General features: G+C 60.0%; 13 protein-coding genes. 10 read left to right on the forward strand and 3 right to left on the reverse strand.

Annotated features, from left to right (window positions below):
- Positions 1 to 2 precede the first annotated feature (2 nt).
- From Q8O69_RS21670 to Q8O69_RS21690, 5 genes are all read left to right on the forward strand, one after another.
- Positions 3 to 506 carry an ureidoglycolate lyase gene (locus Q8O69_RS21670; RefSeq protein ID WP_305594494.1) on the forward strand — a complete coding sequence of 168 codons (504 nt, stop codon included), beginning with the start codon at positions 3 to 5 and terminating at the stop codon, positions 504 to 506.
- A gap of 47 nt (positions 507 to 553) precedes the next feature.
- On the forward strand, positions 554 to 1,885 hold the full coding sequence (locus Q8O69_RS21675) for a urate hydroxylase PuuD (RefSeq protein WP_305594496.1): 1,332 nt from the start codon (positions 554 to 556) through the stop codon (positions 1,883 to 1,885).
- 132 nt (positions 1,886 to 2,017) lie between these two features.
- Positions 2,018 to 3,367 (forward strand): nucleobase:cation symporter-2 family protein, encoded by a 1,350-nt coding sequence (locus tag Q8O69_RS21680; RefSeq protein ID WP_305594498.1) that lies wholly within the window; start codon positions 2,018 to 2,020, stop codon positions 3,365 to 3,367.
- Positions 3,368 to 3,674: 307 nt separating this feature from the next.
- Positions 3,675 to 5,171: a nucleobase:cation symporter-2 family protein gene (locus Q8O69_RS21685; protein ID WP_305594500.1), complete on the forward strand. Its 1,497-nt coding sequence runs from the start codon at positions 3,675 to 3,677 to the stop codon at positions 5,169 to 5,171.
- A gap of 82 nt (positions 5,172 to 5,253) precedes the next feature.
- Positions 5,254 to 6,126, forward strand: a complete 873-nt coding sequence (locus Q8O69_RS21690; RefSeq protein ID WP_305594502.1) for an outer membrane protein OmpK — start codon at positions 5,254 to 5,256, stop codon at positions 6,124 to 6,126.
- Between the two features lie 216 nt (positions 6,127 to 6,342).
- Here Q8O69_RS21690 and Q8O69_RS21695 read toward each other — a convergent pair whose 3' ends face one another.
- Complete coding sequence (locus Q8O69_RS21695) at positions 6,343 to 7,164, reverse strand: transporter substrate-binding domain-containing protein (RefSeq protein WP_305594504.1); 822 nt, start codon at positions 7,162 to 7,164, stop codon at positions 6,343 to 6,345.
- Between the two features lie 73 nt (positions 7,165 to 7,237).
- Positions 7,238 to 8,230, reverse strand: coding sequence for a GTP 3',8-cyclase MoaA (gene moaA / locus Q8O69_RS21700; protein ID WP_371136219.1), 993 nt, complete (start codon positions 8,228 to 8,230; stop codon positions 7,238 to 7,240).
- Between the two features lie 215 nt (positions 8,231 to 8,445).
- On the opposite strand from moaA, the gene Q8O69_RS21705 reads away from it, so the two are divergent.
- On the forward strand, positions 8,446 to 9,090 hold the full coding sequence (locus Q8O69_RS21705) for a TetR/AcrR family transcriptional regulator (RefSeq protein WP_275962900.1): 645 nt from the start codon (positions 8,446 to 8,448) through the stop codon (positions 9,088 to 9,090).
- Positions 9,091 to 9,295: 205 nt separating this feature from the next.
- Here Q8O69_RS21705 and Q8O69_RS21710 read toward each other — a convergent pair whose 3' ends face one another.
- Positions 9,296 to 9,736, reverse strand: a complete 441-nt coding sequence (locus Q8O69_RS21710; protein WP_090386575.1) for a heme-binding protein — start codon at positions 9,734 to 9,736, stop codon at positions 9,296 to 9,298.
- 338 nt (positions 9,737 to 10,074) lie between these two features.
- On the opposite strand from Q8O69_RS21710, the gene gcl reads away from it, so the two are divergent.
- The 4 genes from gcl to Q8O69_RS21730 form a co-directional block, all read left to right on the forward strand.
- Positions 10,075 to 11,850, forward strand: a complete 1,776-nt coding sequence (gene gcl / locus Q8O69_RS21715) for a glyoxylate carboligase (RefSeq protein ID WP_304867294.1) — start codon at positions 10,075 to 10,077, stop codon at positions 11,848 to 11,850.
- A gap of 87 nt (positions 11,851 to 11,937) precedes the next feature.
- Positions 11,938 to 12,720: a hydroxypyruvate isomerase gene (hyi, locus tag Q8O69_RS21720; protein WP_305594509.1), complete on the forward strand. Its 783-nt coding sequence runs from the start codon at positions 11,938 to 11,940 to the stop codon at positions 12,718 to 12,720.
- 17 nt (positions 12,721 to 12,737) lie between these two features.
- Positions 12,738 to 13,628: a 2-hydroxy-3-oxopropionate reductase gene (locus Q8O69_RS21725; protein WP_305594511.1), complete on the forward strand. Its 891-nt coding sequence runs from the start codon at positions 12,738 to 12,740 to the stop codon at positions 13,626 to 13,628.
- Positions 13,629 to 13,809: 181 nt separating this feature from the next.
- A partial coding sequence (locus Q8O69_RS21730) for a DUF4147 domain-containing protein (protein ID WP_305594513.1) occupies positions 13,810 to 14,250 on the forward strand: 441 nt, incomplete at its 3' end.

The following is a 14,250-nucleotide window of genomic DNA, read 5'->3' on the forward strand; positions in this document are numbered from 1 at the left end:
ACATGCGCACATTGATCATCGAGCCCTTAAGCAAAGAAGCCTTCGCCCCCTTTGGTGACGTTATCGAAACCGAAGGCAGCGAGTTCTTCATGATCAATAACGGCTCCACTCGCCGCCATCACAAACTGGCCACGGTCGCGACCGACCAGCCAGAGGATCAGGCGATCATCAGCATCTTCAGTGCCGAGGCCCTGGAGATGCCGCTGACCGTGCGCATGCTGGAGCGCCACCCGCTGGGCAGCCAGGCGTTTATGCCGCTGCTCGGCAACCCCTTTCTGATTGTGGTCGCGCCACTTGGCGATGTACCTCAATCGGAGTTGGTCCGCGCCTTCCGCAGCAACGGCAGGCAGGGCATTAATTACCATCGCGGCGTTTGGCACCACCCGGTGCTGACGATCGAAAAGCGGGATGACTTCCTGGTGGTTGATCGCAGTGGTTCTGGCAACAACTGCGATGAGCATTTCTTTACCGACGACGAGCAATTGCTCCTCGCCCCCCACCAATAAGAGAAGCCCAGCACCGGCGTGTCGGCACTGGGAAAGAGGTACTGATTGTGGAAGCGCATTTGACTGAGTGGCTGAACCTGGGTATCCGCTGGATTCATATGATCACCGGCATCGCCTGGATCGGCGCATCCTTCTATTTCGTCTGGCTGGAGAACAACCTCAACCGCAGCAATCCCCGCGAAGGCCTATCTGGTGACCTCTGGGCGATTCACGGTGGCGGTATCTACCACTTGGAAAAGTACAAACTGGCCCCGCCGCAGATGCCGGAGAACCTGCACTGGTTCAAATGGGAGGCCTATGCCACCTGGCTGTCGGGCGTGGCCCTGATGCTGGTGGTCTACTACCTCAACCCAAGCCTGTACCTGGTCAAGCCTGGCGTTGATCTGGCACCGGAAATGGCCATTGCCATCGGTTTCGGTTCGATGGTGGCTGGCTATGTGGCCTATCACTTCCTCTGCGATTCGCCGCTGGGCAAACGCCCGGCCCTGCTTGGCGCCGTGCTGTTCGTGCTGATCATTGCTGCCGCTTATGGCTTCAGCCAGATCTTCAGCGGCCGCGCTGCCTACATTCATGTCGGCGCGATTATCGGCACCATCATGGTCGGTAACGTGTTCTTCACCATCATGCCGGCCCAGCGCGCGCTGGTTAAGGCTATCGAAGACAACACCACGCCAGACCCAACCCTGCCGGCCAAAGGCCTGCTGCGTTCGCGCCACAACAACTACTTCACCTTGCCGGTGCTGTTCATCATGATCAGCAACCACTTCCCGAGCACCTACGGCAGCCAATACAACTGGCTGATTCTGGCGGGCATCGCGATGCTGGCGGTACTGGTGCGCCACTACTTCAACACCCGTCATGACAGCAGCAATTACGTCTGGACTCTGCCTGCTGCGGCACTGGGCATGATCTGCCTGGCGTTCGTCACCGGCCCAAGCATGAAGGCTGCTGCACCGCAGGAGCCAAAAGCCGCAGTAATCAAATACGCCCCGGTGCCGGCCACTGGCATCAGCGGCCACCCGGAAGTTGCCGCCAAGGCTGCCGAAGCAGCCAGCACACCGGCAGAAACCGCAGCGGCCCCTGAGGCCAGTGCTCCGACTGAAGCCGCAGCTGGCGCTGGCGACTTTGCCCAGGTCAACAGCGTGATTCAGGAACGCTGCAGCGTGTGCCACTCGGCCACGCCGAGCAGCCCGATGTTCAGCGCGCCGCCTGCTGGGTTTGTCCTCGACACGCCGGAGCAGATCAAGGCGCAAGCCGCGAAGATCCACGCGCAAAGCGTTGCTTCGCAGATCATGCCGCTGGGCAACATCACCCAGATGACCCAGGAAGAGCGTGAGCTGATCGGAGCCTGGATCGACCAGGGCGCACAGCTCAACTGATCCACCCAAATGCCGCGCCCGCAAGGGCGCGGCATTTGTTTATCTGCACCCTGCAAGAATTCTCCGGTACAGGCCGATAAACGCCTGCACCGAACAGCGACTTACAACAATAAAAGCGCCTGAGGTATTTGCATGACCCAGTTGAATTCAACCTCGACCTGCGCGGTCGACCAACGCCTGCCCCTGCTGCAGATGATTCTGGTAAGCATGCAGCATGTGCTGCTGATGTACGGCGGCGCGGTTGCGGTGCCCTTGATCATCGGTGAAGCCGTCGGCCTGTCCCGTGAAGAAATCGCCTTTCTGATTACCGCCGACCTGCTGGTGGCGGGCATTGCCACCCTGGTGCAGTCACTCGGTATCGGCCCCATGGGCATCCGCATGCCAGTGATGATGGGCGCCAGTTTTGCCGCCGTAGGTAGCATGGTGGCCATGGCCGGCTCGCCCGGCATCGGCTTGCCGGGGATTTTCGGTGCGACCATTGCCGCAGGCTTCTTCGGCATGCTGATTGCGCCCTTTATGTCACGCATCGTGCATTTCTTCCCGCCGTTGGTGACCGGCACGGTGATTACCGCCATCGGTTTGTCACTGTTTCCGGTGGCGCTTAACTGGGCCGGCGGTGGCAGCGCTGCCACTGAGTTCGGCGCGTTGCAGTACCTGGCGATTGCCGCCCTGGTGCTGGGCACCATTTTGCTGATCAACCGCTTTATGCGCGGTTTCTGGGTCAATGTCTCGGTGCTGATCGGCATGCTGGTCGGCTACCTGGTAGCGGGCGGCCTGGGCATGGTCGACCTTAGCGGCCTTAATCAAAGCGACTGGTTTGCCGTGGTCAAACCCATGCATTTCGGCATGCCGGAGTTTCATCTGGCGCCGATCCTCTCCATGTGTCTGGTGGTGGTGATCATCTTTGTCGAGTCCACCGGCATGTTCCTCGCCCTCGGCAAGATCACTGGTAAGGAAGTCACCCCGGTCATGCTGCGCCGTGGCCTGCTGTGTGATGCCGGTGCGTCGTTCTTCGCCGGCATTTTCAACACCTTCACCCATTCTTCCTTTGCGCAGAACATCGGCCTGGTGCAAATGACCGGTGTGCGCAGCCGTTACGTTACAGCCGCCGCCGGGTTGCTGCTGATCGGCTTGAGCCTGCTGCCCAAAGCCGCCTACCTGGTAGCTTCGATTCCGCCGGCGGTACTCGGCGGCGCGGGGATTGCCATGTTCGGCATGGTCGCGGCGACGGGCATCAAGATTCTGCAGGAGGCGGATATTGCCGACCGGCGCAATCAGCTGCTGGTCGCGGTCAGCATCGGCATGGGCCTGGCCCCGGTGGTACGTCCGGAGTTCTTCGCGCACTTGCCGCATTGGCTGGAGCCGATCACCCACAGCGGCATCGCCATGGCCACCATCAGCGCGGTGTTGCTTAACCTGCTGTTCAATATCCTCGGCGGACCGGAACGCGCTGGCGTAACCCATCCACACCCGCAGCACTGACCCTCGTTGCTCACAAGAGCGCAGCCCGGTACGCCGGGCTGCTGGCCGCTGCGCGCCATCTGCAAAAACCAGTAAACCCGTCTAGAACAGGCCGCTTCAGCGCATAACGAGCTCGCTGCAGAGCTATCTGACTGACGGTTCATTTTTTGTGCACAATCTGAAAATAAATTGTTTTTATCACTGTGAACAAGTTGCTATAGTCGATCCATTCTGACCAGGTGGACAACTTCTACTCCGGTACAGAACAGAGGCGCCGTGAAGCCTCGCCAAGCCCATGACCGTATAAAAACAACTGGCAGGCTCTGATATGACCACGACTCGCAGCACAGAGACCACGGCTCCGCCTGTGGCAAACAACGACCTGATCTACCAACTGCACGACACCCCGGCCTTTGCTCCGGCGATCTTCGCCGCGTTGCAGCACGTACTGGCCAGCTTCGTCGGCATCATCACCCCTACCCTGATTGTCGGTGGCGTCCTCGGCCTCGGCGCTTATGTGCCGTATCTGGTTAGCATGGCGCTGTTCGTGTCCGGCCTCGGCACCTTTATCCAGGCCAAGCGCATTGGCCCGGTCGGCTCCGGCCTGCTGTGCCTACAGGGCACCAGTTTCGGTTTTCTCAGCGTGATTCTCAGCGCCGGGTTTATCGTCAAGGGCCGCGGCGGCAGTGAGGAGGAAATTCTCTCGACGATCTTTGGCGTGTGCTTCTGCGCAGCCTTTGTCGAGATCGCTTTCAGCCAGTTCATCAACAAGCTGCGCCGGGTGATCACCCCGGTCGTCACCGGCACCATCATCTGTCTGATGGGCTTGTCGCTGATCAAGGTCGCGATGACCGATATCGCCGGCGGTTACGGCGCAGCGGACCTCGGCGCCCTGCACCACCTGGGTCTCGGCGGCCTGGTGCTGGTCACCATCGTGATTCTCAACCGCTTCCCGTCGCAGGTCGTACGCCTGTCGGCAGTGATCATCGGCCTGGTGCTGGGCTTTAGCGTGGCCTGGTTCACCGGTAAGGTGGATTTCGCCAACATGGCTCAGGTGCCGCTGATCAGCGTGCCGGTGCCGTTCAAATACGGCTTCAATTTTGACTGGGTGGCGTTTGTGCCGATTGCGGTGATCTTCCTGATCACCCCGTTGGAAACTGCAGGCGACCTGACGGCCAACTCGATCATTTCCAAGCAGCCGGTCAAAGGTCCGCTGTATATGCGCCGGATCAAATCCGGGGTCTTGGCCGACGGTTGCAACTCGGCCATGGCGGCGATGTTCAACAGCCTGCCGATGACCACCTTCAGCCAGAACAACGGGGTGATCCAGCTGACCGGCGTGGCCAGCCGCCACGTGGCCTTCTATATCGCCGGCATTCTGGTGCTGCTGGGCCTGTTCCCGGCAGTGGGCGCGGTGCTGCAGCTGATGCCGAAACCGGTTCTCGGCGGCGCCACGCTGATCATGTTCGGCACCGTGGCCGTGGCGGGTATCAAGATCCTTACCGAGGCCGGCCTGCACCGTCGCAACGTGCTGATCGTGGCCATCTCCCTGGGCCTCGGCCTGGGTGTTGCAGCCGTGCCAGAAGTGCTCTCGCAGATGCCGGATACGCTGAAGAACATCTTCGGCTCACCCATCACCATCGGTGCCTTCAGCGCCATTCTGCTGAACATCTTCCTGCCGGAAGAGCATCTGCAGCTGGAAGAAAACGACTACGACCCCGAGGCCCACCTGCACACCGTGCTGCAAAACCCGCAGGACGACAGTGCCGAAGATGCGCCCAACAGCAGCCGCAACGAACTCAACGTGGCCCCGCGTACCAGTTGAGTCACCGCCCCTTTGCCTGACAGATCCTGCGGTTCGCTGCAGGTTCGAGAAACCTTGTAAGTCCAATAATAAGGAAACCATGATGAAACTTAAGCACCTGCCCCACGGCATCGTCCTCTCGGCTGGACTGTTTTCCGGTCAACAGGCCTTGGCCAGCGATGCCTTTCTCTGGCAAGACACCAGCCTCTCCTACCTCTACGGCAGCAACTTCCAGCGCTTGAACAATAACGCTGAAGAGCAGCGCTCGCAGAGCACTTTCACCCTGGAAAACGCCAGCGGCTGGACTTGGGGCGATACCTTCTTCTTCCTCGACTACATCGACGCCGACAACGCGCAGGCGCGCGGCAGCAACTTCGGCAACCTGGATGTCGACGAGAAGAGCAGTTTCTACTACATGGAATTCTCGCCACGCGTCAGCCTCAGCTGGCTGACCGGCCAGGACCTCTCGGTAGGCCCGCTGAAGGATGTCTACGCAGCCTTCACCTATGAAAAAGGCAACGGCGGCCCTGGCACCGAAAACTACCTGTACGGCATCGGCACCGCCTGGAATGCCCCAGGCTTCGCCTATCTGAACGCCAACCTGTATGCGGTGAAGATCAACAACCACATCTTCTTCGACCATGATTTCAAGGCATCGGACAAGGGCAACGGCCACACTTACCAGCTGACCGTAAGCGGCGCCTATCCGTTTGCCATTGGCGAACAGGACTTCGTGGTCGACGGCTATATCGACTGGCGCGCCCCATCCAAGGATGCCGGCACCCAGACCTCGGTCGGCTCCTCGATCCAGATCAAATGGGATGCTGGCAAGGCGCTGTTCGGTGAAGGCCGCAAGCTGTATGTCGGTACCGAGCTGAACATGTGGCACAACAAGTACGGTATCCGGCCAATCGACGGCTCCACCGATGGTTTTGATCAGACTGCCGTGCAAGCGCTGGTGAAGTACCACTTCTAAGCCTATGCGCTTGATGCGGATCGCCGGGTAGGCGGCACCCGCACAAAAAGGGGATGGCCTTGTTGCCATCCCCTTTTTTATTGTTACCGCACAGCCTGTAGGAGCGGCCCATGGCCGCGATCACCCTTTCGCGGGCATGGCCCGCTCCTACACCTATTGCCCTTTTGCACGCAGAAAAAAACGCTCACCAGGAGCGGTTTTTGTTCGCTCAGCACATTACTGCGATTGTGCGTCTTTGCGCTTCTGCCGCTCGATAAACTCCAGCTTCCACTGCTCCAGGCCGATGCGCTCGGCATCCAGATTGGCCTCGACCTTGTACTGGCTTTTCAGCGCGGCAATTTCACTCTGCTGCTCGACCAGGAAGCGGTCGAAACGCTGCATAAACGCCGCGTGCTTGAGGGTCGACAGCTTGAAGCTGCCACGGTTATGCGGCAACTGCGCATCGAAGATCAGCGCGCCCGGTCGTGCGCGGATGTTGTCCAGATAATGGGTGGCCACCACCACGTTGAAGTAAGCGCCGTCAGTGTCCTTCTTCAGCGCCTGGCGAATCATCTGACGCAGATCATCGCTGTAGGTCAGCTCGATCTGCCCGGCATCAATCCGCTCCTGATAACCCCAGGGCGTCCAGCCATTGACCATAGCCAGGCGCTTGATCTGCTCAATAGGCTGACCATGGCGCTGCGGCGCCACCAGTACACCATCAACATACTCGACCACGCCCTGGCTGTAGCTCAGGGCCTTACCGGCCTTTTGCGCCTGCGCCCAGGTTTCGCTGTCAGGGTATTTGAAATCCACCTGACCGCTGAGCAGCGCGGGCAACAGCTGCTCCACGGGCAGCACCTTGTAGCTCAGTTCCACCCCGCTGGTCTGTGCGAACAGATCAAACAGCTCACGGGCAAAGCCCTGGTACTGGCCTTGCGCATCGATGCTGTAGTGCGGCGCAAAGGCCAGTTTCTCTACACCAATCACATAGCTTTCAGCGCTGACCGCGCTGGAACAGACAACAGCGAACAAACTGCAGACGTGCGAGGGCTTCACAGCAAACCTCCTGTTTAAAGTGAGAGAGAGGAACGAATAAAACCGCCCAAGGCGGTGAGGAAGCGGCTAGGGGCTAGCCACCGGTCATGCTCATAAAGCGAATAACCTGCACCTGGGCATCGCTCTCGAAGTGATGACGCTCGGGTTTCAGTTGCAGGGCTTGCATCAAGGCTTCACTCAGGCGCTGGCTGTCGCCGGGGTGGGCACGCATCAGGCCTTTCAGGTCCAGGGCATTCTCATGGCCCAGGCAAAGCACCAGTTTGCCCTCGGCGGTGACCCGCACGCGGTTGCAGTCACCGCAGAAGTTGTGGCTGTGCGGTGAGATAAAACCAACCTGGGTATCGCTGCCGACCACCTGCCAGTAACGCGACGGCCCACCAGTCAGCTTGCTGCTGCGCACCAGGGCATAGCGCTGTTCGATGCGCTCACGCACCTCGTCGCTGGAGCAGAAGGTCTGTTCGCGCTGGTGGCTGGAAATACTGCCCAGCGGCATTTCTTCGATAAAGCTGATGTCCAGGCCGCGCGCCATGGCGAACTCGACCAGGTCGAGCACTTCGTCATCGTTACGATTTTTCTGCACCACGGCGTTGAGTTTGATCTTGCGAAAACCCGCGGCGCGCGCCACCTCGATGCCTTCCAGCACCTGATCGAGCTTGTCGCGTCGGGTAAAGGCGGCAAAACGCTCGCGCTGCAATGAATCCAGGCTGACGTTCAGGCGTTTGACCCCGGCTGCGTGCAGTTGCGACGCCAGCTCGGCCAGTTGCGAGCCGTTGGTGGTAATGGCCAGGTCTTCCAGCTCGGGGCGCTGGCCCAGGCGGGTCAGCAGGCTGAGCAGGTTCTTGCGTACCAGCGGCTCGCCGCCGGTGATACGGATGCGCTTGACCCCCAGGCCAATAAAGGCGTCCGCCACGGCATAGAGTTCTTCAAGGCTGAGGATCTGCTCGCGCGGGGCGAACACCATGTCCTCACTCATGCAATAGGTGCAGCGGAAATCACAGCGATCGGTAACCGATAACCGTAGATAGGTGATGCGCCGACCGAAGGGGTCAACCAGCTGATTATTCACTACGTGTCTCCTGGAGCTCATCGAGCCGAGACTTTTTGTTATGAATGCATAGGGCAAGATAAAAACAGAAAAATTAAATTTTGTATACAACAACCTGACCTGCAAGTCAGATAGCCCGCCAGAGCCCAGGCCACAAGCCTTGAGCGCCGCGCAAAGCCGGTGCTACCATCGCGCCGCTGCCCAGCGACGGGCGTTCGACAGAAGCAAAGAGGCTTATGACCAGTATTCGCGAGCGTAACAGAGAGCTGATTTTACGCGCAGCCAGTGAGGAGTTCGCCGACAAAGGCTTTGCTGCCAGCAAAACCAGCGATATCGCCGCCAAGGCCGGGGTGCCCAAGCCCAACGTCTACTACTACTTCAAGTCGAAAGAAAACCTCTACCGCGAAGTGCTGGAAAGCATTATTGAACCTCTGCTGGAAGCCTCTTCGCCGTTCAACCAGCCCGGCAAACCCGCCGACGTGCTGCGCGCCTATATCCGCTCGAAGATCCGCATCTCCCGCGAACTGCCCTCCGCCTCCAAGGTGTTCGCCAGCGAAATCATGCACGGCGCGCCGCATCTGTCCGCCGACCAGACTGCGCAGCTGAATGCCCAGGCCAAACACAACATCTCCTGCATTCAGGGCTGGATCGACCAGGGGCTGATGGCCAAGGTTGACCCGCACCACCTGCTGTTCAGCATCTGGGCCGCAACCCAGACCTACGCCGACTTCGACTGGCAGATTTCCACCGTAACCGGCAAAGCCAGCCTGGATGAAGCCGACTACGAAGCCGCCGCGCAGACCATCATCCGCCTGGTGATCAAAGGCTGCGAAATCGACGAAACCCAGCCCAGCTCATCCGAGCAGGTCACCAACGCCTAAGCTTGGTTAGCCGCCCTGCCCTTGGCTTAAGGCCGCAATAAAAAACGGTGAATGCTGTAAAGCATTCACCGTTTTTTTATTACCTACGAAACCTGTGGGTGGCGCTTTAGCGGCGAGCTTTTAATCGCACCAGTCGCGGCTGCGACTGCATGGACGCAGGAGGTAGGGCGAAGCAGGACGCCAGAGCCGAAAGCCCCACAAATTATCAGGCAGCGATACCCGCATCCGGCTTCAGCCCGACCGACTCCACCGCACTGACTGCGCATTGCTCATCGATATCCGAGGTATCACCAGTGATACCCACTGCGCCTATCACCTCGCCGCGCTCATCACGGATCAGCACACCACCCGGTGCCGGCACCAGCTGACCGTCTGCCAGGTTGTTTACCGCGCCGATAAATGCCGGGCGCTGTTGTGCGTCGGCGGCGATCAGGCGTGAGCCCTTGCCCAGTGCCAGCGCGCCCCAGGCCTTGCCGATAGCAATTTGTGGGCGCAGCAGGCTCGCGCCGTCTTCACGCTGCAGGCTGATCAGGTGTCCGCCGGCGTCCAGCACAGCCACGGTCAGCGGTGCTGCAGAGATTTCCCGGCCGACCGCCAGGGCGCGGTTGCTGATGGTGGTGGCGATTTGCAGATTCAACGTACTCATGTTGGGTCTTCCTCGATGCTGATAAATCCTACGAAACACCCGGAACCACAGCGCCTACAGGGCGATTGACAGCGGCCGGGCAATCCAAAGCTCGCCACCACTATCTCACTAGAAACAAAAAACTCAATAGACGAATACAATACAAACACTATTTGTATACAGTTACTCGCAAGCGTTTCCGCAGCAGATCAAGCACCCCAGCTAAAACGGTTGTTTTAAAAGATTTTTTGCCAGACAGCGCCTCGACAACAAAACGTGTTGACCAGAAGGTCAGGCCATGAATAGAATCCAAGCCAGCTGTTTTGTATACAATCTGATAACAAACGAGGCACAAGACAATGGCCAAAATGAGAGCAATCGAGGCCGCCGTACTGGTGATGCGCCGCGAAGGCGTTGACACTGCGTTCGGCATCCCCGGCGCCGCCATCAACCCCCTGTACGCTGCACTGAAGAAAGTCGGCGGTATCGACCACGTCCTGGCTCGCCACGTCGAAGGTGCCTCGCACATGGCTGAGGGTTACACCCGCACCAATGCCGGCAATATCGGCGTGTGCATCGGCACCTCCGGCCCTGCTGGCACCGACATGGTGACCGGCCTGTACTCGGCATCGGCCGACTCCATCCCGATTCTGTGCATCACCGGCCAAGCGCCGCGTGCCCGCATGCACAAGGAAGACTTCCAGGCCGTCGACATCACCAGCATCGTCAAGCCGGTGACCAAGTGGGCAACCACGGTAATGGAGCCGGGCCAAGTACCGCGCGCCTTCCAGAAAGCCTTCTATGAAATGCGCAGCGGCCGCCCAGGCCCCGTGCTGATCGACCTGCCGTTCGACGTGCAGATGGCCGAGATCGAATTCGACATCGACGCCTACGAGCCACTGCCACTGGCCAAGCCAGCGGCCAACCGGGTTCAGGCTGAAAAAGCCCTGGCCATGCTGAATGACGCCGAGCGTCCGTTGCTGGTTGCCGGCGGCGGTATCTTCAACGCCGACGCGGCCGACAAGCTGGTTGAATTCGCTGAGCTGACCGGCGTGCCGGTTGTACCAACCCTGATGGGCTGGGGTGCGATTCCGGACGACCACAAGTTGATGGTTGGCATGGTCGGTCTGCAAACCTCACACCGCTACGGCAACGCCACCTTGCTGGAATCCGATCTGGTATTCGGTATCGGTAACCGCTGGGCCAACCGCCACACCGGCAGCATCGATGTGTACACCGAAGGCCGCAAGTTCATTCACGTCGACATCGAACCGACGCAGATTGGCCGCGTGTTCAACCCGGACCTGGGCATCGTTTCCGATGCTGGTGCCGCTCTGGACGCCTTTATCGAAGTGGCCCGCGAGTGGAAATCCGCTGGCAAGCTGAAAGACCGCAGCGCCTGGGTTGAATCCTGCCGCGAGCGCAAGCGCACCCTGCAGCGCAAGACCCACTTCGACAACGTGCCGGTCAAGCCGCAGCGCGTCTACGAAGAGATGAACGAGTTCTTCGGCAAGGACACCTGCTACGTCAGCACCATCGGTCTGTCGCAGATCGCCGGCGCGCAATTCCTGCACGTGTACAAGCCGCGTCACTGGATCAACTGTGGCCAGGCCGGCCCGCTCGGCTGGACCATTCCAGCAGCGCTGGGTGTGGTCAAGGCTGATCCAACCCGCAACGTAGTGGCGCTGTCCGGCGACTATGACTTCCAGTTCATGATCGAAGAACTGGCTGTGGGCGCGCAGTTCAACCTGCCGTACATCCACGTGGTGGTGAACAACTCCTACCTGGGCCTGATCCGTCAGTCGCAGCGCGGTTTCGAGATGGACTACTGCGTGCAGTTGGCCTTCGAGAACATCAACGCACCGGAGATCAACGGTTACGGCGTCGACCACGTCGCTGTGGTGGAAGGCCTGGGCTGTAAAGCCGTACGTGTATTCGAGCCGAACGACATCCAGGCGGCATTGGCCAAGGCCAAGGCGCTGATGGAAGAGTTCCGCGTACCGGTCATGGTCGAGATCATCCTGGAGCGTGTCACCAACATCTCCATGGGTGTGGAAATCAACGCGGTCAACGAGTTCGAAGAACTCGCCGAACGCGGTGCCGACGCCCCGACTGCGATCTCGTTGCTGGACTAAGACCAACCCCGTAGCCCGGATGCAATCCGGGGAGCTTTAACGGCCACCCCCGGATTACATCCGGGCTACGAAAATAGGAGCATCACCATGCCCCGTTTTGCCGCCAACCTGTCCATGCTGTTCACCGAAGTGGACTTTCTGGACCGTTTCGACGCTGCCGCCACCGCAGGCTTCAGCGGTGTCGAATACCTGTTCCCTTATGACTTCGCTGCCGAAGTGATCAAGGCGCGCCTGGATGCCAACCGTCTGGAGCAGGTGCTGTTCAACCTGCCTGCTGGCGACTGGGCCAAGGGCGAGCGCGGTATCGCCTGCCACCCAGACCGCGTTGAAGAATTCCGCGCCGGTGTCGACCAGGCCATCGCCTACGCCAAAGTATTGGGCAACAAGCAGATCAACTGCCTGGCCGGTATCCGTCCGCAGGGTCTGGATTGCGCCACCGTCGAGCAGACCTTTGTCGACAACCTCAAGTTTGCCGCCGGCAAGCTCGAGGCCGCGGGCATCAAGCTGGTCATGGAAATGATCAACACCCGCGACATCCCCGGCTTCTACCTGAACACCACGAAGCAGGCGCTGGCCATTCGCGACAAAGTCGCCAGTAGCAACCTGTACCTGCAATACGACATCTACCACATGCAAATCATGGAAGGTGACCTGGCGCGTACCGTCGAGGCCAACCTGTCTGTGATCAACCATGTGCAGTTGGCCGACAACCCGGGCCGCAACGAGCCGGGCACTGGCGAAATCAACTACCGCTTCCTCTTCGAGCACCTGGACCGCATCGGTTACCAGGGCTGGATCGGCTGTGAATACAAGCCGGCAACCACCACCGCTGCCGGCCTCGGCTGGATGAAAGCGCACAACGCAATCTGAATCAGAGGATATTTCTCATGGCAAAAATCGGATTTATCGGCACCGGCATCATGGGCAAGCCTATGGCGCAGAACCTGCAAAAAGCCGGGCACACCCTGTTCTTCTCCGAGCACTTCGACAAGGCCCCGGCCGACCTACTGGGCGACAACGGCATCGGCCTGGCCAACCCGCGCGAAGTGGCGCAGGAAGCCGAATTCATCATCATCATGGTGCCGGACACCCCGCAGGTTGAAGACGTTCTGTTCCGCGCCGACGGCGTTGCCGCAGGCGTGGGCGCTGGCAAAGTAGTGATCGACATGAGCTCGATCTCCCCTACCGCCACCAAGGTCTTCGCCGAGAAGATCAAAGCCACTGGCGCCGCCTACCTCGACGCGCCGGTATCCGGCGGTGAAGTGGGCGCCAAGGCGGCCACCCTGTCGATCATGATCGGCGGTTGCCCGAATGCCTTCGAACGCGCGCTGCCGCTGTTCCAGGCCATGGGCAAGAACATCACCCGCGTCGGCGGTAACGGTGACGGTCAGACCGCCAAGGTCGCCAACCAGATCATCGTGGCCCTGAACATCCAGGCAGTGGCTGAAGCCCTGCTGTTCGCCGCGAAGAACGGTGCCGATCCAGCCAAGGTGCGTGAAGCGCTGATGGGCGGTTTCGCTGGCTCGAAGATCCTTGAAGTGCACGGTGAGCGCATGATCAAAGGCACCTTCGACCCAGGCTTCCGCATCAGCCTGCACCAGAAAGACCTCAACCTGGCCCTGGCCGGCGCGCGCGAACTGGGCCTCAACCTGCCCAACACCGCCAACGCCCAGCAAGTGTTCAGCACCTGTACGGCCATCGGTGGCAGCAACTGGGACCACTCGGCGTTGATCAAAGGCCTGGAACACATGGCCAACTTCAACATCCGTGGTGAGTAAGTAACAGGTTTCAGGGCGGGGTCAGCCGCCCTGAAACAACCCTTTCGATCTGTCCGGCAGGCGGTGTCACGGCCTGCCTGCCGGGTGGGTCGATTCTAGTGCGCAGCGCCTGCATGGCGGACGCTGCGCACTAGAATCGAAGTCAGTCATAAGCAGTTGATCCAGACCAAGAGAGATCACCATGTCCATCGATCCGTCTTTCAATCCAACGTCCCTGCTGCGCGAGTTGTTCGCCAGCGCCATCGACGCCGCCCACCCGCGCCAGGTTCTGGCAGATTACTTGCCGGCAGATCGCAGCGGTCGCGTTATCGTGATCGGCGCCGGCAAAGCCGCCGCCGCCATGGCCGAAGTGATTGAGCAGGAATGGCAAGGCGAGGTCTCCGGCCTGGTGGTCACCCGTTACGAGCACGGCGCCAACTGCAACAAGATCGAAGTGGTCGAAGCGGCGCACCCAGTGCCGGACGACGCCGGTGAGCGAGTGGCGCGCCGCGTGCTGGAACTGGTCAGCAACCTCAGCGAAGCCGATAAGGTGATCTTTCTGCTGTCCGGTGGCGGCTCTTCCCTGCTCGCCCTGCCCGCCGAAGGCATCAGCCTGAAAGACAAACAAGCAGTGAACAAAGCC

The organism is Pseudomonas sp. (assembly GCF_030690725.1).
GTDB lineage: Bacteria > Pseudomonadota > Gammaproteobacteria > Pseudomonadales > Pseudomonadaceae > Aquipseudomonas.